Origin of the sequence: Bordetella parapertussis, from assembly GCF_020735925.1 — a bacterium.
Classification (GTDB): domain Bacteria; phylum Pseudomonadota; class Gammaproteobacteria; order Burkholderiales; family Burkholderiaceae_B; genus Bordetella; species Bordetella pertussis.
In genome coordinates, this window is the sequence record NZ_CP085971.1 from 1,393,083 (window position 1) to 1,415,022 (window position 21,940).

A 21,940-nucleotide genomic window follows, 5' to 3' on the forward strand; every position below is an offset into this window, starting at 1 on the left:
GGCGGTCAAAACCATCGATTATAGGAGGTGCTAGGCGATCGCAGGGGCCGGCGTGGTTTCCGGGATGCGCGCCGACCGCGCCAGGCACCCGTACAGCAGGGCTGCCAGCGAGGTCAGCGCGCCGGCCGCCGTGACGCCCAGCCAGCCGGCGTGGGCGTAGATCCAGGCCGACAGCAGCGATCCCGCCGCGCCGCCCAGGAAATACGAGGTCATGTAGCCGGCGGTCAGGCGGCTGCGCGCCTCGGGCCGCAGGCGATAGATGGCGCTCTGGTTGGTGACATGGACCGCCTGGATCGCCAGGTCCAGGGCCAGTACGCCGGCCAGCAGGGGCGCGACGTGGTGGGCGCCCCAGGCCAGCAGCGGCCACGAGGCCAGCAGCAGCAGGCCCTGGCGCGTCGAGCGGTTGCCCTGGCCACGGTCGTTCAGGCGGCCGAACCGGTTGGCGCCATAGGCGCCGATGGCGCCGGCCAGACCGAACAGCCCGATGGTGGTATTGGAATAGCCGTAGTTCGGGCCGGACAGCAGGAAGGTCAGCGGAGTCCACAGCATGCTGAACGCGGCGAACAGCAGCGCGCCGAGCACCGAGCGGGCGCGCAGCAAGGGCTCTTGCGCGTAAAGCTGGACGATCGAGGCCAGCAGGCGCGGATAGCTCAGCCTCGTCGGGTTGACCGAGCGCGGCAGCACGCGCCACAGCGCCATCGACATCAGCAGCATCAGGATGGCGGCCACCCAGTAGACGGTGCGCCAGCTGCCGAGATCGGCCAGCGCGCCGGCGATGGTGCGCGCCAGCAGAATGCCCAGCAGCAGGCCGCTCATGACCGCCCCGACCACTTTGCCGCGTTCGTGCGGTTCGGCCAGGGTGGCGGCAAACGGCACCAGGACCTGCGCCACGACGGACAGCAGGCCGGTCACGGCGGTGCCCAGCATGAGCCAGCCGATGCCGGGCGAGAAGGCCGACAGCAGCAGGCCCACGGCCGACAGGGCGGTCATCAGCGCGATCAGGGTGCGCCGCTCGTAGAGGTCGCCCAGCGGCACCAGCAGGATCAGGCCCACGGCATAGCTGAGCTGGGCCACCGTGACGATGGCGCCGGCGGTGGCGGTGGTGAGGGCGAATTCGGCGCCGATGGTATGCAGCAGCGGCTGGGCGTAATAGTTGCTGGCCACGGCCAGGCCGGTGGCCACGGACATCAGCAGGACGATGGGCGCGGTCAGGCGCGCGCGCGGGGCTCATTGCGGGATGCCTCCCGGCGTCGTGCGGTCGTGTTCGGCCAGCAGGCGCTTGAGCAGGCCCGCCAGCTGGCGGCGCTCGGTGGCCGACAGGGGCGTCAACAGGGCGTCGATTGCCTCCAGGTAGTCGGCCAGGATCTGCCGGATGGTGCGCAGGCCCGCGGGCGTGAGCGAGACGATGACGCCGCGCCGGTCGTCCGGGTTGGGGCTGCGCGCGATCAGGCCGCCCTGTTCGAGTTGATCGAGCCGGTGCGTCATGGCGCCGGAGGAAAGCAGCAGGGCAGCGGTCAGTTGCTGCGGCGACAACGCATGCGGGGCGCCTGCGCGATACAGCGTGGCCAGCAGGTCGAACTGTCCCTGGTGCAGGCCGGCGGCGCGAAACAGCGGCTCGATGCGCCGCAGTGCGGCGGTATTGAACCGGAAAATACGCGCCAGCACGGCCATGGACGAGACGTCCAGGTCGGGGCGTTCGTGCGCCCATTGGGACAGCACCAGGTCGACGTGGTCTTTCATTGTTGTCTCGATATAAAGTATCTTTATATCAAGATAAATACGGCCCGGTCAAATCGCGACTGCATAAACGAAGAGCCCGCCGGTGCGGCGGGCTCTGCGGTTTGACCTGAGACGTCAGGCGCTTATTGCGCGGCGTCCTTCAGCTTCTTCAGGGGACGAACCTTGACCTTCACCGAGGCGGGCTTGGCCGGGAACCAGCGCTCTTCGCCGGTGAACGGGTCCTTGCCGAAGCGCTTGGCCTTGGCGGGAACCTTCTGCACGGCGACCTTGAACAGGCCGGGCAGGGTGAATTCGCCAGCGCCCTTCTTGTCGACCGAGGCGAGCACCGAGCTTTCCAGGCCAGCCAGCACGGCCTTGACCGACTTGGCTTCCACGCCGGTGTTCTCGACCAGGTAGGCGATCAGTTGCGACTTGTTCAGCGCTTCCTTGATGGGGCGCACTGCGGCGGCCGTTTTCTTCACGGCGGGTTTGGCGGGAGCCTTCTTGGCGGGAGCCTTGGCAGGAGTCTTGGCAGGAGTCTTGGCAGGAGCCTTGGCGGCGGTCTTCGTGACTTTCTTGGCAGGCGCTTTTGCTTTGGTAGCCATGGTCAAAATCCGTAGTAGTGAGGATATGGAGGCAGCGTGTTCGCCGGATATTCGATGAACAACACCTCGCGCCCGATGATAGCGGAAACTCGCGCCGCTGCATGCGTTCAGCGCCGCGCAGAGGTACAGGTTGTTGTTTTCAGCGCAACGAATGCGTGCCGACGCTGGTTTTCCCTAGCCGCGCGGCGGGTGTGCGGCGATGCGCGCGCGCACCTCCGAACCCTTCGTGGACGATGCGCGCGGGCAGCCGGGCAGGGCGCGTGGCGATGGCGCGCCCAATCCCGGATGTTCTGGCGCCAGGATCGGAAAGCGCCGTGGCAAACACAGGAGTCGCCCGCGCGTTGCGCGTGCGCGGCCATGGGTTTACGCTAGCGCCTTTTGACGCGACAGCGGGCGCAAGCGGCCGTGGCGCGGGATACAAGGTCAACAAGATGGGGAAGACAGTACGCGGCGGCGCGGCCGCAATCCTGGGCGGCTGGGTCAACGACATCACGCCCGGCACGCTGCGCGCGGATGCGCAGGCCGGTTTGCTGGGGGCGCTGCTGGTGCTTGCCGCAAGGGGTGGCCTTCGCCATGCTGGCCGGCCTGCCGCCCGAATACGGGCTTTATTCGGCCATCGTGCCCTGTATCGTCGCGGCGCTGTTCGGCTCCAGCCGGCATGTGCTGTCCGGCCCGACCAACGCCAACTCGCTGGCGCTGTTCGCCGTGCTGGCGCCCTTGGCGCTGCCGGGCAGCCCCGGTTATATCCAGATGGCGCTGGCGGTCACCATCCTGGTCGGGGTGATGCAGCTGGCGGTCGGGCTGCTGCGGCTGGGCTCGCTGGCCAATTTCATTTCACCCTCGGCGCTGTTCGGCTTCACCAGCGGGGCGGCGCTGCTGATCGCCGTGCACGCGCTCAAGGATGCGCTCGGGCTGGAAGGCGTGCAGGCGCACTCCGCCGGCGCGGTCCTGGCGGCAGTGGGCAGCCGGCTGGGCGAGGCGCACTGGGGCGCCAGCGCGGTCGCGCTGACGACCATCATCGTGACGCTGCTGGTGCGGCATTGGGATCGCCGCAAGCCGCACATGCTGGCCGGCCTGGCGGCCGGCACGCTGCTGGCGGCCGCGCTCAACGCCGGCGTGTTCGCCGCGGCGGGCCAGCCGATTTCGGTGCTTGGCGCCCTGGCGCAGCCGTGGCCGCCGTTTCATGTGCCGGCCGTGCAATGGAGCGTGCTGCCTGATCTGGTGGGCGTGGCGGTGCCGCTGACCATCGTCGCGCTGGCGCAATCCATCTCGATCGCCAAGGCGGTCGCGATGCGCTCCGGCCAGTTGATAGACGCCAACCGCGAGTTCATCGGCCAGGGCTTGTCCAATGTCGTGGGCGGACTGTTCTCGTCGTACCTGTCATGTGGTTCGCTGAACCGTTCGGTGCCGAACTACGAGGCGGGCGCGCGCACGCCGATGGCGGCGGTGTTCGCGGCCTTGCTGCTGGTCTTGCTGGTGCTGGTCAGCAGCCCGGTGCTGGCGCTGATTCCGCACGCGGCCATCGCCGGCCTGCTGATCGTGGTGGCCTGGTCGCTGCTGGACCTGCCGCGCTGGCGCGTGCTGGTGCGCATCGCGCCGCGCGAGGCGCTGATCGCCGCGGCGACGCTGGCGGCCACCGTGACGATCCGCATGGAGATCGCCATCCTGCTGGGCACGCTGCTGTCGCTGACTGCCTACCTGTACCGCACGGCGCGGCCCGCCATGCGCCCGATGGGCTTCGATGCCGCCGATCCGCAGCGCCATTTCGCGGTGCTGGAAGGGCAGCCCGGCGAATTGCCGGAATGCCCCCAGCTGAAACTGTTGCGCATGGAGGGGTCGGTGTATTTCGGCGCGGCCACGCATGTCACCGACCGCCTGCAGGCGCTGCGCGCCGGGGCGAGCGCCGGACAGCGCCACCTGCTGGTGATGAGCAAGAGCATGAACTTCATCGACCATGCCGGCGCGCAGGTCTGGGAGGAAGAATTGCGCAGGCGGCGGGCGGGCGGCGGCGATCTGTATTTCCACCGGCCGCGCCCCGAGGTGCTGCGCGACTGGCGCCGCTCGGGCTTCATCGACCGCCTCGGCGCCGACCACATCTTCCCCGACAAGGCGACCGCCATACATACCATTTACGAGCGGCTGGATCCGGAGATCTGCCGCGGCTGTACGGCGCGCATCTTTACGGAGTGCGGCCCGCCGGGCACGGCGCACCAGCCCGGCGCCGAGCGCGACGAATGAGCCGGCCCGCCGGGCCGGGGCCTGCCACGGCGGGCCTTGCCAAATAAAACGGCCCCGCCAGGGCGGGGCCGTTCACCATGGCGCGCGCACGCGCCATGCCAACGCAAGCCGAATTACTTCAGCTTGGTCTCTTTGTAGTCGACATGCTTGCGAGCGACGGGATCAAATTTCTTGATCAGCATCTTTTCGGGCATGTTGCGCTTGTTCTTGGTGGTCGTGTAGAAGTGGCCCGTGCCGGCAGTCGACTCGAGCTTGATCTTTTCGCGGATACCTTTGGCCATGTCGTGCTCCTGGGGTGTAGTGTTGGCGGCTAATGTCTAGGGGACTGGGGGCGGTAGCCCTGCTCAGACCGCTTCGCCGCGGGCACGCAGGTCGGCCAGGACGGCGTCGATGCCGTTCTTGTCGATCGTGCGGATGGCTTTTGCCGTCACGCGCAGGCGCACCCAGCGGTTTTCGCTTTCGACCCAGAACCGGCGCGATTGCAGGTTGGGCAGGAAGCGGCGCTTGGTTTTGTTGTTCGCGTGCGAAACATTGTTGCCCACCATCGGGCCTTTACCGGTCACTTGGCATACGCGTGCCATGGATGCACCTCTCAGGGTTGTTCTAGTCCGCGGCGCGTCGGGAATCGGTGACCGGGTATTTGCCGCAAGGTGCTGCGCCGTGGCCTGTGGCCGACTAGACGCCCGGGGCAGGACCCCGGCCTTGCCACCCAGTATCTGGATGGGGTCCGCGAGATGGCCGATCCGGCGCCTGCCGCGTCGCGGGGTTGAACCACCGAAACGCGTGCGGCAAGCCGTAAGCCACCTCAGGACCTGTGCTTATACCCCGTTGCCTATCCCGCGTGTGTTTACTGCGAGACGCAAATTATGCACACGGCCACAAAGCATAGTAACCGTGCACGGGAAACTTCAAGTCAGGATGGCAAGTCTACTACGAAAACCCAAGGAAAATCAAGCAGGTCTGCGCGCCATGCGGCCGAACTGCCACGACAGGCAGGCCGAGCCGGCCAGCACCGCGGCCAGCGGCAGCACGCTTTCGGCCGGCCAGATGCTGATGATCAGCCCGGCCAGCGCGCCACAGGACAGCTGCAGCGTACCCAGCAGGGCCGATGCCGCGCCCAGGCGCCGGCCCTGTTCCGCCAGCGCCAGGGCGGCCGAGTTGGGGTTGACGAAGCCCTGGCTGAACATATAGCCCATCAGGCAGGCCATCAGCAGCGGCAGGCTCATCAGCCCGAGCAGGGCCAGGGCCAGGGCGCTCAGGCTGGCCACCGCCAGCGCGACCTGGGCGCGCCGCTGCAGGGTGGCCGGCGCGGACTTGCGCAACAGCCGGGCGCTGATCTGCGAGCCGACGATCAGCGCGGCCGCGTTGGCGCCGAACAGCAGGCCGTAATACTGGGGCGCTATGCCGTACAGCTCGATGAAAATGCGCGGCGAGCCGACGATGTAAGCGAACATGCCCGCCTGGCCCATGCCGCCCGCCAGGCTATGGCCCATGAAGCCGCGGTGCGCCAGCAGCGCGCGGTAATTGCTCAGGATGGTGCCTGCCCGCAGCGGCAACACGCGCTCGGGAGCCAGCGTCTCCTTCATCGTCAGCGCCACGGCCAGCAGCAGCGCCAGGCCGCCGGCGGCCATCAGCCAGAAAAGGCTGCGCCAGCCGACGAAAGCGAGCAATTGCGCGCCGGCCAGCGGCGCCAGGATCGGCGCCAGGCCCATGATCAGCATCAGCAGCGACATGGCGCGCGCGGCTTCCTGGGTCTCGTAGTGGTCGCGGATCACCGCGCGCGGGATGACGACGCCGGCCGCGCCGCCCAGGGTCTGGGCCACCCGCCACGCCGTCAGGGTCTGGATGTCGCCGGCCAGCGCACAGCCCAGCGAGGCCAGCACGTACAGGATGAGCCCGCCCATCATGGGCAGCTTGCGGCCGTAGCGGTCGGCCAGCGGGCCATAGATGATCTGCGCCCCGGCCATGCCGATCAGGTATGCCGCCAGGGTCCGCTCGACTTCGCCGCGTTCGACGCCCAGGCCGGCGGCGATCGACGGAAACGCCGGCAGGTACATGTCGATGGAGAAGGGGCCGATGGCGGTCAGCGCACCCATGAGGATGAGCCAGCCCGGCATGCTGCGGGAAATGGTTTGCCGGGGCATGGGAGGGGCGGTGCGCGGCGACGGCGTACAGGGCCGTGCGAGCGTTATTGCATGGTCTGAGGCAAGCCGGCCACTGTATCACGGCCAGGCTTGCGTTTGAATTGCAACTGTTTTCCGATAAAGTCTGCGTGTCCGTTCATATTCAGGGGAGAGGAAGTCGTGAATCCTTTGCTGTCTGTGGTGGAACGCAAGCTCCAGGAATTGCCGGTACCGGTGCAATTGACCCTGCCCGATGGCACGGTCTTGGGCAGTCCCGAGGCGCGCGTGCGCTTCGTGGCGCGGGACAAGACCGCGCTGGCCCACCTGGCCGAGGGCGCCGTCGGCGTGCTGGGCCAGGACTACGTCGAGGGCCGCATCGATATCCAGGGCAGCATGCGTGATGTGATGGCGGCCGCCGCGGCGCTGCTGCTCGGTTCGCCGGTCGACGCGGCGCGCGGCGGCTGGCTGACCGAGCTGGTGCGCAAGGTCACCTCGGTGTGGCGCCACTCGATCGAGCGCGATGCGCGCCAGATCGAGTTCCACTACGACCTCTCGGACGATTTCTATGCCCTGTGGCTGGATCCGCGCCGGGTCTATTCCTGCGCCTATTACCGCACGCCCGACATGACGCTGGCGCAGGCCCAGGAAGCCAAGCTGGACCATATCTGCCGCAAGCTGCGGCTGCAGCCGGGCGAGCGTTTCCTGGACGTCGGCGCGGGCTGGGGCGGGTTGCTGCTGTGGGCGGCCGAGAACTACGACGTCGATGCCACCGGCATCACGCTATCGCGCAACCAGCATGCCTATGTCAACCGCCTGATCGAGGAAAAAGGCCTGTCGGGGCGGGTGCGCATGGAGCTGCTCGACTACCGCAAGCTGGACGAAGGCGCGCCGTACGACAAGATCGCCTCGGTGGGCATGTTCGAGCACGTCGGGCGCGCCCAGCTGCCGGGCTATTTCGCCAAGCTGCGCCGGCTGGTCAAGCCGGGCGGACTGGTCATGAACCATGGCATTACCGCGGGCGGCGTCTACAACGCCGAGCTCGGCAACGGCATGGGCGAATTCATCGAGAAGTACATCTTCCCGGGCGGCGAGCTCACGCATATCAGCAGCGTGCTGGAGGCGGTGACGGCGGGCGGCCTGGAAGCCGTCGACGACGAGAACCTGCGCCCGCACTACGCGCGTACGCTGTGGGCCTGGAGCGACGCGCTGGAAGCATGCCTGCCCGAGGCCGCGCGCATCCTGCAGGGAGAGCAGGGCGAGCGTTCGCTGCGCGCCTACCGGCTGTACCTGGCCGGCTGCGCGATGGGGTTCGAGCACGGCTGGATTTCCCTGCACCAGGTGCTGGTCACGACCCCGGCCACGGGCCGCACCGACGAGCTCGACATGGCCCGGGACCTGGCCTATCCGTGGCGGCGCGATTACATCTACGCCGGCAACGCCCGCTAGGATGCGGCCGGCCCCGGCGCCATGCGCCGGGGCCGGCCGTCGCAAATCATTTCATCTCCAATTGAAACTAAATAATTCGACGCCGTGCTGCGCCGCAACACGGCGCGTACACTGGTTTTGCGCCTCACGCCTAGGGGCTTTCCCCGACGCCCGAACAGGGTGAATGTATCTGTTTGCTTCGGTCCTGGGGTTGGTCGAGGATTCAAAATCGTCTAAGATGCGGCCTTCTTCGTTTAGTTTCTTTCAATTTTCTGCGAGCCTTGTACCGGCAACTTCGCCGGTGACCAGGCCGCTGTCTTACAGGATGGCCCCAGCCCGCGGCGCGGCCTCCTGCTGCTAGTGTCGGTTTGTATTGGCGGTTCTGCCCGTCTTCCGCACAACCCCCTTAGCTCCACGGCATGGTCCGGCGTCTGCCCGGTCCCGTGTCCCTGACCTATGGAGGCAAAAGCCAATGCGTTTCACCCCAGTAAAGACCCTGGCCGCCCTGGCCGCCCTGGCCGCACTCTGCGCGTTCAGCGGTGCGGCCCAGGCAGCCGACCAGCCCCAGTGCGAAGTCTCGCGGCCCGTCAATTTCGGCGGCATGAATTGGGAATCCAACCTCGTCCTCGTCGACATCGAGCGCTTCATCATGGAAAAGGGCTATGGCTGCAAGACCGAGGTCTTGCCCACCGAGACCCTGCCGGCGCTGGCCGCCCTGGAGCGCGGCGACCTCGACATCAATACCGAAATCTGGCTCAACAGCGTTGCCGACCCTTGGGACCGCGCCCAGAAGACCGGCAAGGTCAAGCGGGTGGGCGAGCTCTACATGGGCGGCGAAGCCTGGTTCGTTCCGCGCTACACCGCCGAGCGCCTGCCCGAGCTGAAGTCGGCGGCCGACCTGCCCAAGTTCAAGGACCGTTTCAAGGACCCCGAGGAGCCCGGCAAGGGGCGCTTCTATGGTTGTCCGGCGGGCTGGGGCTGCGAAGTGACCAGCACCAACCTGTTCCATGCGCTCAAGCTGGATGACAGCTACACGCTGTATTCGCCCGGCACCGGCGCGGCGCAGAAGGCGGCCCTGATGTCCGCCTACAAGCGCAAGCAGGACGTGGTGTTCTACTACTGGTATCCCACGCCGCTGGTCGGCTCGATGGATCTGGTCAAGCTGGAACTGCCGCCGTACGATGCGGAAAAGCACAAGTGCCTGACGGCGCCCAAATGCAGCGATCCGCAGCCTAGCGCCTATCCCGAGAACCCGGTGTTCACCGCTGTGAATACTCGGTTCTCGGAAGAGGCGCCCAAGCTGACCGAGTTCCTGTCCAAGGTGGCGGTGCCGCTGCCGGTCATGGACCAGACCCTGGCCCACATGGAAGAGTCCGGCGACGAGTCCGGCGCCGTGGCGCAGTGGTTCCTGAAGAACCAGGCCGACGTCTGGAAGAAGTGGGTGCCGGCCGACGTGGCCGAGCGCGTCCAGACCGCCCTGTAGCGGTCCAGGGCCACGATGGCGCCATTGCGCCGCCGTGGCCCGCGATGGCGCCCGACGGGGGCGCCGATCGCGCCCGGCGCGGCCATAGGCCCCGGGCATCCCGTGTCGCCGGCCCCGTACGCCGGAGCGGCCCTTTCCCGGGCCGCGCGACACGCCAGAATGGAGTCGCCTGATGTTCCCTGAAGTCATTCCCGCGCGCGCAGTGCGCGGGGCCATCGACGGATTCGTCGATCATCTCGTTACCAACTACGCCGACACGCTGGAAGCGATGTCGCAACCTTTCCTGAGCGTGCTGGTCTGGCTGGAGCAGGTGCTGCGCCAGTCGTCGTGGTGGGCGGTGGTGGCGGTCACCATCGCCATCGCGTGGCTGGTCAGCCGCCGCATCGGCCTGAGCCTGGCCATGGGCGCGCTGCTGTGCGTCATCGGCGTGCTGGGCCTGTGGGACGCCGGCATGCAGACGCTGGCGCTCATGATCATGGCCGCCGGCCTTTCGGTGGTGATCGGCATCCCGCTGGGCGTGCTGATGGCGCGGGTGGACTGGCTGCGCGCCGGCATGCTGCCGGTGCTGGACGTGATGCAGACCATGCCCAGCTTCGTGTACCTGATCCCGGTCGTGATGCTGTTCGGGCTGGGCAAGATCCCGGCCATCATCGCGACCGTGATCTACGCCGTGCCGCCGCTGATCCGCCTGACCGACCTGGGTATCCGCCTGGTCGACCGCGAAGTCCTGGAGGCGGCGCGCGCCTTCGGCGCCAATCCGCGCCAGCAGCTGTTCGGCGTGCAGTTGCCGCTGGCCCTGCCCAACATCATGGCCGGGATCAACCAGACCACCATGATGGCGCTGTCGATGGTGGTCATCGCTTCGATGATCGGTGCGCGCGGCCTGGGCTATGAAGTGCTGCTGGGCATCAACCGCCTGGAGGTCGGCCGCGGACTGCTGGCCGGGCTGGGCATCGTCGTGCTGGCGGTGCTGTTCGACCGCATCACGCAATCGTACGGGCAACGCGTACGCACGGGAGGCCAGCGATGAGCAAAATCGAAGTCAAGAATATCTACAAGATCTTCGGCCCGCATCCCGGCAAGTGGCTGCAGGCCGCCCGCGACGGCATCAGCAAGGAAGACCTGCTGGCCAAAAGCGGCCACACGCTGGGCCTGCGCGACATCAGCCTGTCCATCGAGAAAGGCAGCATCTACGTGATCATGGGGCTGTCGGGGTCGGGCAAGTCGACGCTCATCCGCCACTTCAACCGCCTGATCGAGCCCAGCGCCGGCCATATCCTGGTCGATGGCGTGGATGTGGTCAGCCTGAACAAGCGCGACCTGGAGACGTTTCGCCAGAAGAAGATGAGCATGGTCTTCCAGCGCTTTGGCCTGTTCCCCCACCGCACGGTGCTGGACAACGCCGGCTACGGGCTGGCGGTGCAGGGCGTGGCGCGCGCCGAGCGCGAGCAGCGGGCCCGCCATTGGCTCGACCAGGTAGGCCTGTCCGGCTTCGAGAACCAGTATCCTCACCAGTTGTCGGGCGGGATGCAGCAGCGCGTGGGGTTGGCGCGGGCGCTGGCCACCGACGCCGAGATCCTGTTGATGGACGAAGCCTTCTCGGCCCTGGACCCGCTGATCCGCCGCGAGATGCAGGACCACCTGCTGCAGCTGCAGGCCAAGCTGAACAAGACCATCGTGTTCATCACGCACGACCTGGACGAGGCGCTGCGCCTGGGCAACCGCATTGCGATCCTGAAGGACGGCGAGCTGGTGCAGGAAGGCACGCCGGAAGACATCCTGCTCAATCCCGCCACCGAATACGTGCAGTCGTTCCTGCAGGACGTCAACCGCACCAAGGTGCTCAACGCGGCGCACGCGGTCAACCCGCCGCGCCTGACCTTGACGATGCGCTCGCGGCCGGCGCATGCGCTGGACCGCATGCAGGCGCTGAGCTACGAGTACGCGCCGGTGCTCGATGGCAAGCGCCTGGCGGGCGTGCTGATGGCCGCCGCCGCGCAGCAGGCGGTGGACGAGGGCGCGCGCGATGTGTCGCGCTTCGTCGAGGACCTGGCCTCGGTGCCGGCCACCGCCGGCCTGGACCAGGTGCTGGCGCAGCTGGTGCACAGCGACCAGCCGGTGGCGGTGACGGGCGAGGGCGACGAGTTCATCGGCATGCTGTCGCGCAAGAAGGTGGTCGAGCTGGTCACGCCGGTGCTGGCCGAGTCCGACTCGGCCGACGGGCAGGGCGATGCCGCGGACGCGGCCTCGGACGGCGCGGGGCAGGCGCACGAGCGCGACGCGGCCTGAGCCGGCCGCCCGCAGGTTTCGCCGCACGCCCCGACGGCGATATGATGGAAGACGGTCACCAGTGGGTGGCCGTTTTCCCAATCGCTATCGGAACCCTGTCATGCCTCTCTTGAATGTACAGATCATGCAAGGCCACCAGCCGGCGCAGAAGTCGGCGCTGCTCGCGGCCGCCTGCCAGGCTGTGGTCGACAGTATCGGCGCGCCGCTGGCCAGCGTGCGCGTCGTGCTGGAGGAAGTCCCTGCCGCCCATGTCATCGTGGCGGGCGAGCTGGGCCGGCAAATGGCGCTGGTGACGGTGGACATGATCGCCGGCCGCACCGACGAGCAGAAAGAGGCGCTGATCGGAGCGCTGAACCGCGCCGTGTGCGACAGCATAGGCATCGACGGCGCGGATGTGCGCGTGATGATCCACGACGTTTCCAAGGCCAACATGGGCGTGGCCAATGGCATCAGCGCCCGGGCGGCGGGCCGCTGAGGCATGCCGCGGCGAGCGGCGGTATGATCGATTGCATGGCCATACCGCATGAAAACAGGAGGAATTGACATCATGAACGAAGTCGTAGTCGTAGCCGCTGCCCGTACCGCCATTGGCGATTTCGGCGGCGGCCTGAAAGATGTGGCGCCCTGCGACCTGGGCGCCACGGTCATCCGGGAAGCGCTGGCGCGCGCCGGCGTGGCCGGCCCCGAGGTAGGCCACGTCGCCGTCGGCCATGTCATCAACACCGAGCCGCGCGACATGTACCTGTCCCGCGTGGCCGCGATCAATGCCGGCATCGGCAAGGAAACCCCGGCGTTCAACGTCAACCGCCTGTGCGGGTCGGGGCTGCAGGCGATCGTGTCGGCCGCCCAGACCATCATGCTGGGCGATACCGAGATCGCCGTGGGCGCGGGCGCCGAAAGCATGAGCCGCGCGCCGTATATCGCCCCGGCGCAGCGCTGGGGCGCGCGCATGGGCGACAGCGCCATGGTCGACATGATGACCGGCGCGCTGTCCGATCCGTTTGGCCGCATGCACATGGGCGTGACGGCCGAGAACGTGGCGGCGCGCTATTCCATCAGCCGCGCCGACCAGGACGCGCTGGCGGTCGAGTCGCATCGCCGCGCCGCGGCCGCCATCGACGCGGGCCGCTTTCGCGACCAGATCGTCCCGGTGACGTTGAAGACGCGCAAGGGCGAGACTGTGTTCGACACCGATGAGCACGTGCGCCGCGACATCACCATCGAAGGCATGGCGGCCCTGCGGCCGGTGTTCCAGAAGGAAAACGGCACGGTCACGGCGGGCAACGCGTCGGGCCTGAACGACGGCGCGGGGGCGGTGGTGCTGATGAGCGCGGCCGCGGCGGCGCAGCGCGGCATCGCGCCGATGGCGCGCCTGGTGGCCTATGCGCATGCCGGCGTGGACCCCGAGATCATGGGTATCGGCCCGGTGCCGGCCACGCAGGCCGCGCTCAAGCGCGCCGGCCTGACCGTCGACCAGCTCGACGTGATCGAGGCCAACGAGGCGTTCGCCGCGCAGGCCTGCGCGGTGACGCGCCAGCTGGAGCTGGATCCCGCCAAGGTCAATCCGAACGGCAGCGGCATCAGCCTGGGCCATCCCATCGGCGCGACCGGGGCCATCATCACGGTCAAGGCCTTGTACGAGCTGCAGCGCGTGGGCGGCCGCTACGCGCTGGTGACGATGTGCATCGGCGGCGGGCAGGGCATCGCCGCCATTTTCGAGCGCGTCTGAGGCCCGGCGCTCGTGGCGCCGCTGGCGCCGCGAGCCCACCTTCGGCATGCGGCGAGGGGGGGCGCAGTGGCTACAATGCCGCGATGCCTATTTGCTACACCCCCTCAGAACTCGACCAACCTTCGCTGTCCGAAGCCGACGGCATCCGTTATCTGCATTTCGGCACCGAGTGGGTGCAGGGCGCGATGCTGATCCGCGACCCGGCCCGGCTGGTGCTCGAGTACACCGCCCAGATGATGGCCTGGCTGCTGTTTCTCGAGCCGCCGCGCGAACAATCCATCGGCCTGCTCGGCCTGGGCGCGGGGTCGCTGGCGCGGTTCTGCCTCAAGCACACGCGCAGCCCGGTGACGGTGGTCGAATGGAATCCTCAGGTCACCGCGGTCTGCCAGATGTTTTTCCGCCTGCCCACGCCGCAGCGCCTGGACGTGCATCATGACGATGCCGGCGCGGGTGGCCGACCCTGCGCGCGCCGGCGATTGCCCGGTGCTCATGGTCGATCTCTATGACGCGCAGGCGCGCGGCCCGGTGCGCGATTCGGTCAAGTTCTACCGCGATTGCCGCCGTGTGCTGGGCGAGGTGGGCGTGCTGTCGGTCAACCTGTTCGGCCGCCACGAGAGCTACGGGCGCAACATCGACAACCTGAGCAAGGCTTTCGACGACCGCCTGGTGCTGCTGCCCGAGATCGACGCGGGCAACCAGATCGTGCTGGCGTTTTCCGGCCCGCCACTGGCCATCACCCCGGCCGAACTGCTGGCGCGCGCCGAAACCGTCGAGGCGCAGTACGGGTTGCCGGCGCGCCGCTGGGCGCGGGCATTGACCCGCCACGCGGTCGACGGCGTGCTGCACTTCTGAGCGGGCGGCTTCCTCCCCTGGGAATACCCTAGGCGCGCGGTCCTTAACGGCCGCCGCAAAGCAGGCTACCATCGCCTTATTCATAATTATGAATTACGGCCTAGGGGCAACCGATGACTACACCCATCGTCCGGCAGGCGTTGTACCTGGAAGTGGCGGATCGCTTGCGCACCATGATCCGCACCCATGCGCTGGGCGCCGGCGCCTGGGTGGACGAGGCGGGGCTGACCGAGCAGCTGGGCATTTCCCGCACGCCGCTGCGCGAGGCCCTCAAGGTGCTGGCTACCGAGGGCCTGGTACGCCTGGAGCCTGGCCGGGGCTGTTTCGTCAACGAGCTGACGGTGCGCGACCTGGAGCAGATCTTTCCGCTCATGGCCATGCTGGAGGGACGCTGCGCCTTCGAGGCGGCGCAGCGCGCCGGCGATGACGACCTGCGCGCGCTCGAACCCTTGCACCGCGCCTTGCAGGCGCATGCGCAGGCCGGCCGCATCGACGCCTATTACGAGACCAACTACCGCATCCACGTCGCGGTGCAGACCCTGGCCGACAACCGCTGGCTGTCCGACATGGTCGACAACCTGCGCAAGGTGCTCAGCCTGTTTCGCCACAAGAGCCTGGCGCTGCCGGGGCGCATCCGCGAATCCTGCGCCGAGCACATGGCCATCTTCGCCGCGCTCAAGGCGCGCGACCCGGAAGGCGCCGAGGCCCTGACCTGCAAGCACCTGCTGTGCCAGTTGGCCGCCCTGCAGGCGCTGGCCGGGCAGGAGCCGGCCGGCGGGGCCGCCGCCATCGATTCACCCGCCGTTCAAGCCGTACAGGAGCTCAACCATGTCCGCACTCGATCCCCAGGCATCCGCACGCGTCGCACGCACGCCTGACGCCGAACCGGAGGCGGTCGACGCATCGGCCGCCGGCGAAAGCGCCGGCCTGATCGCCCGGCTGGGCCGTCTGTTCGAGCGAGACAGGCTGCCGCCGCCGGCCGACCTGGCGCAATTGTTCGAGGCGCGCCTGACCGATGTGCGCGCCAACAAACTGGCGCAGGCCTGGCGCCTGGCCTATGAGCAGGCCGACGGCAAGCGGCGCCGCGCCATGCTGGGCGGGCTGGCGCAGGTCGGCGCCGGCATGCAGGGCGACGGCGCGCAGGGCACGCGCCTGTTCAAACGGTTCAATGCCTTGCCCGACGGACTGCGTTTCCTGGTGGCGCTGCGCGCCGACATGCTGCGCTGGCGCAAGCAGGTCGCCGGACTGCAGGCCCTGGACAAGGAGCTGGAGGCGCTGCTGTCGGCCTGGTTCGACGTGGGCCTGCTGGAGCTGCGCCCGCTGACCTGGGACTCGCCCGCCTCGCTGCTCGAGAAGCTGATCCTCTACGAGGCCGTGCACGAAATCCGCTCGTGGGACGATCTGCGCCATCGGGTGGCGGGCGACCGCCGCTGCTACGCGTATTTCCATCCGCAGATGCCGGACGTGCCGCTGATCTTCGTGGAGGTGGCGTTTTCGGCCCAGATGGCCGACAACGTCCAGGCGCTGCTCGACACCAGCGCGCCGCCGCAGGACCTGGACAAGGCGCGCTGGGCGATCTTCTATTCCATCTCGAATACGCAGCCCGGCCTGCGCGGGATCAGCTTCGGCAACTTCCTGCTCAAGCGCGTGATCGACCGCCTGCTGCAGGAGCTGCCCAAGCTGAAATTCTTCGCCACGCTGTCGCCCATTCCCGGCTTCGCCGACTGGCTGTCGCGGCTGGACGCGCAGGAGGTCGAGCAGGCGGTGCGCGACAAGGCGCGCACGCGCAGCGGCGCTCCGGATGGCGCGCGCTGGGTGGCGCGGCTGGCGCGCGCGGCCACGGGCAAGCCGTCGGAAGTGGTGCAGCGAGCCGGCCTGCGCCTGGCCGCGCGCTACCTGCAGGCGATGCGGGCCGGCCAGCCGCTCGACCCGGTGGCCCGTTTCCACCTGGGCAACGGCGCGCGCATCGAGCGCCTGAACTGGGCTGCCGATACCTCGGCCAAGGGCCTGGCGCAGTCCTGCGGCATGATGGTGAACTACCTCTACGAGCTGGGCGACCTGGATGGCAACCTGGCCCGCCTGAACGAAGGCAAGCCGCAAGTCAGCCGCGGCATCGCGCGCCTGGGATGAGCCGCGCCATGAAGCCGAATTCCCAGCCCGGGCAGATCCTGTGCCGCATCGACGCCGGCGTGGCCCATGTCACGCTGAGCCATCCGGGCCGCATGAATGCCATGACGGTCGCGATGTGGCGGCAGCTGCGCGAGGTCTTCGAGGCCCTCGGGGCGGACGCTGCGCTGCGCTGCGTGGTCGTCGCCGGCGCCGAAGGGCATTTCGCCGCCGGCGCCGACATCCGCGAGTTTCCGGCCGAACGCGCCGACCTGGCCGGGGTGCAGCGCTATCACCGCGAGATCCTGGCGCCGGCGCTGGCCGCGGTGGCCGCCTGCCCGCATCCCGTGCTGGCCCGTATCGAGGGCGTGTGCGTGGGCGGCGGCCTGGAGATCGCCGCGCAGTGCGATCTGCGCATCGCCGCCGAGTCGGCCCGCTTCGGCGTGCCGATCGGCAAGCTGGGCTTTCCGATGGCGCCGGACGAAATGCGCGGCCTGCTCGACCTGGTCGGCCGCGCGGCGACGCTGGCCATCCTGCTCGAAGGGCGCGTCTTCGACGCCGCCGAAGCGCTGCGTCTGGGGCTGGTCACGCGCACGGTGCCCGTGGCCGAACTGGACCAGGCGGTGCAGCGCAGCGTGGCCGCCATCCTGGGCGGCGCCCCGCTGGCCGCGCGCATCAACAAGCGCCAGGCGCGCCGCCTGTGCGCCGGCGCGCCGCTGGGCGAAGACGAATACCTGGATTTCTTTTCCTATGCCGAAAGCCGCGACCACCGGGAGGGCGTGCGCGCCTTCCTGGCCGGCACGGCCCCCACATTTACCGGAGACTAGACAAGGTGAGCAACGCCAACCTATATGCTGTGCTGGAGGGGGGCTTCCCCGCCGATCGCGACCGCGTGGCGCTGGAGACCCCGACGCTGCGCTATACCTGGAACGACATCGACCGCGCCAGCGCTTGCCTGGCCAATCTGCTGGCCTCGCTGAAGCTGCCGGCCGGCGCGCGGGTGGCGGTGCAGGTCGAGAAGTCGCCCGAGGCGCTGCTGCTGTACCTGGCCACGCTGCGCGCGGGGCTGGTCTACCTGCCGCTGAACACGGCCTACCGCGAAGCCGAGATCGAATACTTCCTGGGCAACGCCGAGCCGGCCGTGGTCGTGTGCACCAGCGCCAATGCCGGCTGGGTGCGCCGCGCCGCCGCCAAGGCGGGCAGCGCGCACGTCTACACCCTGGACGAAGACCGCACCGGCACGCTGCTGCAGGCCGCCGCGGCGATGCCGCAGCGCTTCAGGACGGTGGCGCGCAAGGCCGACGACCTGGCCGCCATCCTGTACACGTCCGGCACCACCGGCCGCAGCAAGGGCGCCATGCTGTCGCACGGCAACCTGGCCTCCAATGCCCGCGTGCTGCACCAATACTGGGGCTGGCGCGAGGACGACGTGCTGTTGCACATGCTGCCCATTTTCCACGTGCATGGCCTGTTCGTCGCTTCGCACGGGGCGCTGCTGGCCGGCGCGCGCATGATCTGGCTGCCCAGGCTGGACGTGGACCAGGCGCTGCGCTACCTGCCGCAAAGCACCGTCATGATGGGCGTGCCCACCTATTACGTGCGGCTGCTGGCCGACGCGCGCTTCGACCGCGCGGCCTGCGCCAACATGCGGCTGTTCATTTCCGGCTCGGCGCCGCTGCTGACCGAGACGTTCACGGATTTCCAGGCCTGCACCGGCCAGACCATCCTGGAGCGCTACGGCATGAGCGAAACCGTCATGCTGACCTCCAATCCCTGCCGGCCCGCGGACGGCGAACGCCTGGGCGGCACGGTCGGCAAGGCGCTGCCGGGCGTGCAGGTGCGGGTGGTGGACGACGCGGGCCAGGCCCTGGCGGCCGGCGAGATCGGCAACGTGCAGGTGCGCGGGCCGAACGTCTTCTCCGGCTACTGGCGCATGCCCGAGAAGACGCGCGAGGAGTTCACCGCCGATGGCTGGTTCAAGACCGGCGACGTGGGCCACTGGGGCGGCGAGTCGGGCGGGCGCGCGGTGCCGGCCGATTACCTGTCGATCGTCGGGCGCAGCAAGGACCTGATCATCTCGGGCGGCTACAACGTCTACCCCAAGGAGATCGAGACGGTCATCGACGAGATGCAGGGCGTGCTGGAGTCAGCCGTCATCGGCGTGCCGCACCCCGATTTCGGCGAGGCCGTGGTGGCGGTGGTGGTGCCGCGCGCCGGCGCGGCGATCGATGTCGCCGCCATGCAGGCCGACCTGAAGTCGCGCATCGCCAATTTCAAGGTGCCCAAGCGGATCCACGTCGTGGACCAGTTGCCGCGCAACACCATGGGCAAGGTGCAGAAGAACGTCCTGCGCGATACCTACGCCGCGTCCTGACGCGATATCGACGGCGCGCGCCGCCAGGGCGCGCGTCCCCATGCAGCAGACCAGAGGAGTGCAGACCACCAGACAGACAACCGCAGGATTTGGACGCGTCAGATGTACATACAAGCCGGCCGCCAGCGTGGCGAGCACGGCGCATAACAGACCGGGCCGGCAGGCCCCGCTACGCTGTACCAACGAGGAGACACCATGAAATACCCCATCCTGGGCGCCGCGCTCATCGCCGCGACGGCGCTGGGCGCCGCGGCGCCGGCTCAGGCCGCCTGGCCGGAGCGCCCCGTCACCATCATCGTGCCGTTTCCGGCCGGAGGCGGCACCGACACCTTCGCGCGCCCGCTGGCCCAGCAACTGGGCATGCAGCTGGGCCAGAGCGTGGTCATCGACAACAAGGGAGGCGCCGGCGGCACCGTGGGCGCCGCCGTGGCGTCCAAGGCCAAGCCCGACGGCTACACCTTCTTCATGGGGGGCGCCCACCATGCCCTGGCGCCATCGCTGTACAAGAACCTGAGCTACGACATCCAGAAGGATTTCGTGCCGGTGGCCCTGCTGGCGCAGCCGCCCCAGGTCGTGGTCATCAACACCGCCAAGCTGCCGGTCAAGTCGCTGCAGGAGTTCATCGAATACGCGCGCAAGCGGCCGGGCGACATCAACTTCGGCACCGCCGGCAAGGGCAGCACCCACCACCTGGCCGGCGAACTGTTCGCCATGCAGACCGGCATCAAGCTGGTCGACGTGCCGTACCAGGGCGCAGGGCCGATGCTCTCGGCCTTGATCGGCGGCCAGGTCGACCTGGCCTTCGACGGGCTGGGGTCGTCGGCGGGGCATATCCGGGCCGGCACCATCAAGCCGCTGGCGGTGGCGGCATCGCAGCGCTCGCCATCCTTCCCCGACGTGCCCACCGCCGCGCAGGCGGGCGTGCCCAACTACGAGGTATCGACCTGGTACGCCCTGTGGGCGCCGGCCGGCACCCCGCAGGAGGCGGTCGACAAGATGACCGCTGCCGTGACCAAGGCCCTGAACGATCCCAAGATCAGGGAAACCTGGGCGGGCAACGGCTCGGCCATCCCCAACCTGACCGGCCCGCAGTTCGGCGCTTTCGTCGACAGCGAAGTGACGCGCTGGGCCAAGGTCGTCAAGGATTCCGGCGTCACGCTGGACTGAGCGGGTGTACAGTGAGGGACGAAAGGGGGGCGGCGCCGGCCGGCGCGGCTCTTCTTTCATCGCTGGTTCCGTATCGCAGGCGGCTTGGCCGCGGGATCGCATGGCGCGGGCTTGCCCGTGCGCGAGCCCCGGCGGGCCCTTTTCAAGGAGCGTGTGATGAAGTCCCTGATAGCCTTGGCTTTGGCGGCCATGTCCGGCGTGGCCGCCGCCCAGTCCGTCGAAATGTCCCTCCTGAGTCCCAAGGGCGACGACCAGAAGATCGGCCAGATCAAGTACGAGCAAACCGACTATGGCGTGCTGTTCACGCCCGACCTGCACGGCCTGGCGCCCGGCGTGCACGGCTTTCACCTGCATGCCAAACCCTCCTGCGCGATGACCAAGGTCGACGGCAAGGACATGGTTGGCGGCGGGGCGGGCGGACACTGGGATCCGGACAACACCGGGGCCCACAAGGGGCCTTATGACAAGACCGGCCACAAGGGCGACCTGCCGGCCGTGTACGTGACCGCCGACGGCAAGGCGACCTATCCGGTGCTGGCCCCGCGCCTGAAGGTGGCCGACCTGGCCGGCCATGCCCTGATGATCCATGTCGGCGGCGACAATTACAGCGATCACCCGGCCGCGCTGGGCGGCGGGGGCGGCCGGATGGCCTGCGGCGTCGTGAAGTAAGGGTTGCGCCGTCCCGCGGCCGGCCGTTCTAGGGATATCCCGCGCCTTGGGGCCGGCCGGCTCACGTTAGACTACACGGTTTCATGGCCGCACGACCTGCGGGAGGCCGCGGGGGCGCCATGGACGATAACTACCCGAGGGTCTAAGGAGCAGACAACATGCTGATCGGAAAAAAACATTTTCTGACGGTAGGCGCGCTGGCGATGGCGATGGCTATCCACGCCGCACCGGTCATGGTGCAGCAGAAATCGGTGGCGATCACGGCCATCGTCGAACACCCCGCGCTCGATTCCGTGCGCGACGGCGTACAGGACGCCCTGAAGCAGGCGGGTTACGAATCGGGCAAGAATCTGAAGTGGCAATACCAGAGCGCCCAGGGCAACACCGGCACGGCTGCGCAGATTGCGCGCAAGTTCGTCGGCGACCGGCCTGACGTGATCGTGGCGATCGCCACGCCGTCGGCCCAGGCCGTGGTGGCGGCCACCAAGGACGTGCCGGTGGTGTACTCGGCCGTGACCGACCCGGTGGCCGCGCAGCTGGTGCCCTCGATGGAGGCCTCCAACACCAACGTCACGGGCGTGTCCGACCTGTTGGCGCTGGACAAGCAGATCGAGCTGATCAAGAAGGTGGTGCCCAATGCCAAGCGCGTGGGCATGGTCTACAACCCGGGCGAAGCCAACTCGGTCGTGGTCGTCAAGCAGATGCAGGACCTGCTGCCCAAGGCCGGCATGACGCTGGTCGAGGCGGCCGCGCCGCGCACGGTGGACGTGGCCTCGGCCGCGCGCAGCCTGATCGGCAAGGTCGACGTCATCTATACCAACACCGACAACAACGTCGTATCGGCGTACGAATCGCTGGTCAAGGTGGGCAACGACGCCAAGATCCCGCTGGTGGCTTCGGACACCGACAGCGTCAAGCGCGGCGCGATCGCCGCGCTGGGCATCAACTACCGCGACCTGGGCGTGCAGACGGGCAAGATGGTGGTGCGCATCCTCAAGGGCGAAAAGCCCGGCGCCATGCCCTCCGAGACCAGCTCCAAGCTGGAGCTCTACGTGAATCCGGGCGCAGCCGCCAAGCAGGGCGTGACGCTGTCCGACGCGCTGGTCAAGTCCGCGGCGCAAGTCATCAAGTAATCGCGTATTCGGCCGGGCGCCGTGCGGC

19 protein-coding genes and 2 pseudogenes are annotated in these 21,940 nt (G+C 68.4%); 15 read left to right on the top strand and 6 right to left on the bottom strand.

Annotation, left to right across the window (positions count from 1 at the left end; all coding sequences use genetic code 11):
• Positions 1–30: 30 nt before the first annotated feature.
• From LK409_RS06620 to LK409_RS06630, 3 genes are all read right to left on the bottom strand, one after another.
• Complete coding sequence (locus LK409_RS06620) at positions 31–1,188, bottom strand: MFS transporter (RefSeq protein WP_010928175.1); 1,158 nt, start codon at positions 1,186–1,188, stop codon at positions 31–33.
• Positions 1,189–1,227: 39 nt separating this feature from the next.
• The gene (locus LK409_RS06625) at positions 1,228–1,740 is read right to left on the bottom strand and encodes a MarR family winged helix-turn-helix transcriptional regulator (RefSeq protein WP_003810260.1); all 513 of its coding nucleotides are present in this window, start codon (positions 1,738–1,740) and stop codon (positions 1,228–1,230) included.
• A gap of 122 nt (positions 1,741–1,862) precedes the next feature.
• Positions 1,863–2,324: an HU family DNA-binding protein gene (locus LK409_RS06630; protein WP_033840666.1), complete on the bottom strand. Its 462-nt coding sequence runs from the start codon at positions 2,322–2,324 to the stop codon at positions 1,863–1,865.
• A 431-nt stretch (positions 2,325–2,755) separates the two neighbouring features.
• Here LK409_RS06630 and LK409_RS06635 point away from each other — a divergent pair.
• Positions 2,756–4,562, top strand: a pseudogene (locus tag LK409_RS06635) (SulP family inorganic anion transporter).
• A gap of 113 nt (positions 4,563–4,675) precedes the next feature.
• Here LK409_RS06635 and rpmG read toward each other — a convergent pair.
• From rpmG to LK409_RS06650, 3 genes are all read right to left on the bottom strand, one after another.
• On the bottom strand, positions 4,676–4,843 hold the full coding sequence (gene rpmG, locus LK409_RS06640) for a 50S ribosomal protein L33 (protein WP_003810296.1): 168 nt from the start codon (positions 4,841–4,843) through the stop codon (positions 4,676–4,678).
• Positions 4,844–4,906: 63 nt separating this feature from the next.
• On the bottom strand, positions 4,907–5,143 hold the full coding sequence (gene rpmB, locus LK409_RS06645) for a 50S ribosomal protein L28 (RefSeq protein WP_003810297.1): 237 nt from the start codon (positions 5,141–5,143) through the stop codon (positions 4,907–4,909).
• Positions 5,144–5,512: 369 nt separating this feature from the next.
• The gene (locus LK409_RS06650; RefSeq protein WP_010928177.1) at positions 5,513–6,706 is read right to left on the bottom strand and encodes a multidrug effflux MFS transporter; all 1,194 of its coding nucleotides are present in this window, start codon (positions 6,704–6,706) and stop codon (positions 5,513–5,515) included.
• Between the two features lie 159 nt (positions 6,707–6,865).
• On the opposite strand from LK409_RS06650, the gene LK409_RS06655 reads away from it, so the two are divergent.
• The 14 genes and pseudogenes from LK409_RS06655 (at position 6,866) to LK409_RS06720 (ending at position 21,912) form a co-directional block, all read left to right on the top strand.
• Entirely contained in the window at positions 6,866–8,131 is a 1,266-nt protein-coding gene (locus LK409_RS06655; RefSeq protein WP_010928178.1) for a class I SAM-dependent methyltransferase, read from the top strand.
• A gap of 451 nt (positions 8,132–8,582) precedes the next feature.
• Positions 8,583–9,593: an ABC transporter substrate-binding protein gene (locus LK409_RS06660; protein ID WP_010928179.1), complete on the top strand. Its 1,011-nt coding sequence runs from the start codon at positions 8,583–8,585 to the stop codon at positions 9,591–9,593.
• Positions 9,594–9,765: 172 nt separating this feature from the next.
• The gene (locus LK409_RS06665; protein WP_010928180.1) at positions 9,766–10,623 is read left to right on the top strand and encodes an ABC transporter permease; all 858 of its coding nucleotides are present in this window, start codon (positions 9,766–9,768) and stop codon (positions 10,621–10,623) included.
• A complete protein-coding gene (locus tag LK409_RS06670; RefSeq protein WP_010928181.1) occupies positions 10,620–11,882 on the top strand; it encodes a quaternary amine ABC transporter ATP-binding protein in 1,263 nt (420 codons plus the stop codon). Before LK409_RS06665 ends, LK409_RS06670 begins: the two co-directional genes overlap by 4 nt.
• A gap of 100 nt (positions 11,883–11,982) precedes the next feature.
• Complete coding sequence (locus tag LK409_RS06675) at positions 11,983–12,357, top strand: tautomerase family protein (RefSeq protein ID WP_010926797.1); 375 nt, start codon at positions 11,983–11,985, stop codon at positions 12,355–12,357.
• Between the two features lie 72 nt (positions 12,358–12,429).
• Complete coding sequence (gene bktB, locus LK409_RS06680) at positions 12,430–13,611, top strand: beta-ketothiolase BktB (protein ID WP_014905810.1); 1,182 nt, start codon at positions 12,430–12,432, stop codon at positions 13,609–13,611.
• Between the two features lie 83 nt (positions 13,612–13,694).
• Positions 13,695–14,463: pseudogene (locus LK409_RS06685) on the top strand (spermidine synthase).
• Between the two features lie 113 nt (positions 14,464–14,576).
• The gene (locus LK409_RS06690; protein WP_010928182.1) at positions 14,577–15,341 is read left to right on the top strand and encodes a GntR family transcriptional regulator; all 765 of its coding nucleotides are present in this window, start codon (positions 14,577–14,579) and stop codon (positions 15,339–15,341) included.
• Entirely contained in the window at positions 15,292–16,593 is a 1,302-nt protein-coding gene (locus LK409_RS06695) for a malonyl-CoA decarboxylase domain-containing protein (RefSeq protein WP_010928183.1), read from the top strand. The genes LK409_RS06690 and LK409_RS06695 overlap by 50 nt, the downstream gene beginning before the upstream one ends.
• A complete protein-coding gene (locus LK409_RS06700) occupies positions 16,590–17,396 on the top strand; it encodes an enoyl-CoA hydratase/isomerase family protein (RefSeq protein ID WP_010928184.1) in 807 nt (268 codons plus the stop codon). The genes LK409_RS06695 and LK409_RS06700 overlap by 4 nt, the downstream gene beginning before the upstream one ends.
• 5 nt (positions 17,397–17,401) lie before the next feature.
• On the top strand, positions 17,402–18,943 hold the full coding sequence (locus tag LK409_RS06705; protein WP_010928185.1) for a malonate--CoA ligase: 1,542 nt from the start codon (positions 17,402–17,404) through the stop codon (positions 18,941–18,943).
• Between the two features lie 195 nt (positions 18,944–19,138).
• Complete coding sequence (locus LK409_RS06710; RefSeq protein ID WP_003810320.1) at positions 19,139–20,110, top strand: Bug family tripartite tricarboxylate transporter substrate binding protein; 972 nt, start codon at positions 19,139–19,141, stop codon at positions 20,108–20,110.
• A 156-nt stretch (positions 20,111–20,266) separates the two neighbouring features.
• Positions 20,267–20,779: a superoxide dismutase family protein gene (gene sodC / locus LK409_RS06715; RefSeq protein WP_003810321.1), complete on the top strand. Its 513-nt coding sequence runs from the start codon at positions 20,267–20,269 to the stop codon at positions 20,777–20,779.
• A 158-nt stretch (positions 20,780–20,937) separates the two neighbouring features.
• Positions 20,938–21,912, top strand: a complete 975-nt coding sequence (locus tag LK409_RS06720) for an ABC transporter substrate-binding protein (protein WP_010928187.1) — start codon at positions 20,938–20,940, stop codon at positions 21,910–21,912.
• Positions 21,913–21,940: the final 28 nt, after the last annotated feature.

Bases quoted from the DNA above. Each gene is read 5' to 3' on its own strand.
- LK409_RS06620 (WP_010928175.1), bottom strand. From the start codon at position 1,188: ATGTCCGTGGCCACCGGCCTGGCCGTGGCCAGCAACTATTACGCCCAG.
- LK409_RS06625 (WP_003810260.1), bottom strand. From the start codon at position 1,740: ATGAAAGACCACGTCGACCTGGTGCTGTCCCAATGGGCGCACGAACGC.
- LK409_RS06630 (WP_033840666.1), bottom strand. From the start codon at position 2,324: ATGGCTACCAAAGCAAAAGCGCCTGCCAAGAAAGTCACGAAGACCGCC.
- rpmG (WP_003810296.1), bottom strand. From the start codon at position 4,843: ATGGCCAAAGGTATCCGCGAAAAGATCAAGCTCGAGTCGACTGCCGGC.
- rpmB (WP_003810297.1), bottom strand. From the start codon at position 5,143: ATGGCACGCGTATGCCAAGTGACCGGTAAAGGCCCGATGGTGGGCAAC.
- LK409_RS06650 (WP_010928177.1), bottom strand. From the start codon at position 6,706: ATGCCCCGGCAAACCATTTCCCGCAGCATGCCGGGCTGGCTCATCCTC.
- LK409_RS06660 (WP_010928179.1), top strand. From the start codon at position 8,583: ATGCGTTTCACCCCAGTAAAGACCCTGGCCGCCCTGGCCGCCCTGGCC.
- LK409_RS06665 (WP_010928180.1), top strand. From the start codon at position 9,766: ATGTTCCCTGAAGTCATTCCCGCGCGCGCAGTGCGCGGGGCCATCGAC.
- LK409_RS06670 (WP_010928181.1), top strand. From the start codon at position 10,620: ATGAGCAAAATCGAAGTCAAGAATATCTACAAGATCTTCGGCCCGCAT.
- LK409_RS06675 (WP_010926797.1), top strand. From the start codon at position 11,983: ATGCCTCTCTTGAATGTACAGATCATGCAAGGCCACCAGCCGGCGCAG.
- bktB (WP_014905810.1), top strand. From the start codon at position 12,430: ATGAACGAAGTCGTAGTCGTAGCCGCTGCCCGTACCGCCATTGGCGAT.
- LK409_RS06690 (WP_010928182.1), top strand. From the start codon at position 14,577: ATGACTACACCCATCGTCCGGCAGGCGTTGTACCTGGAAGTGGCGGAT.
- LK409_RS06695 (WP_010928183.1), top strand. From the start codon at position 15,292: ATGTCCGCACTCGATCCCCAGGCATCCGCACGCGTCGCACGCACGCCT.
- LK409_RS06700 (WP_010928184.1), top strand. From the start codon at position 16,590: ATGAGCCGCGCCATGAAGCCGAATTCCCAGCCCGGGCAGATCCTGTGC.
- LK409_RS06710 (WP_003810320.1), top strand. From the start codon at position 19,139: ATGAAATACCCCATCCTGGGCGCCGCGCTCATCGCCGCGACGGCGCTG.
- sodC (WP_003810321.1), top strand. From the start codon at position 20,267: ATGAAGTCCCTGATAGCCTTGGCTTTGGCGGCCATGTCCGGCGTGGCC.
- LK409_RS06720 (WP_010928187.1), top strand. From the start codon at position 20,938: ATGCTGATCGGAAAAAAACATTTTCTGACGGTAGGCGCGCTGGCGATG.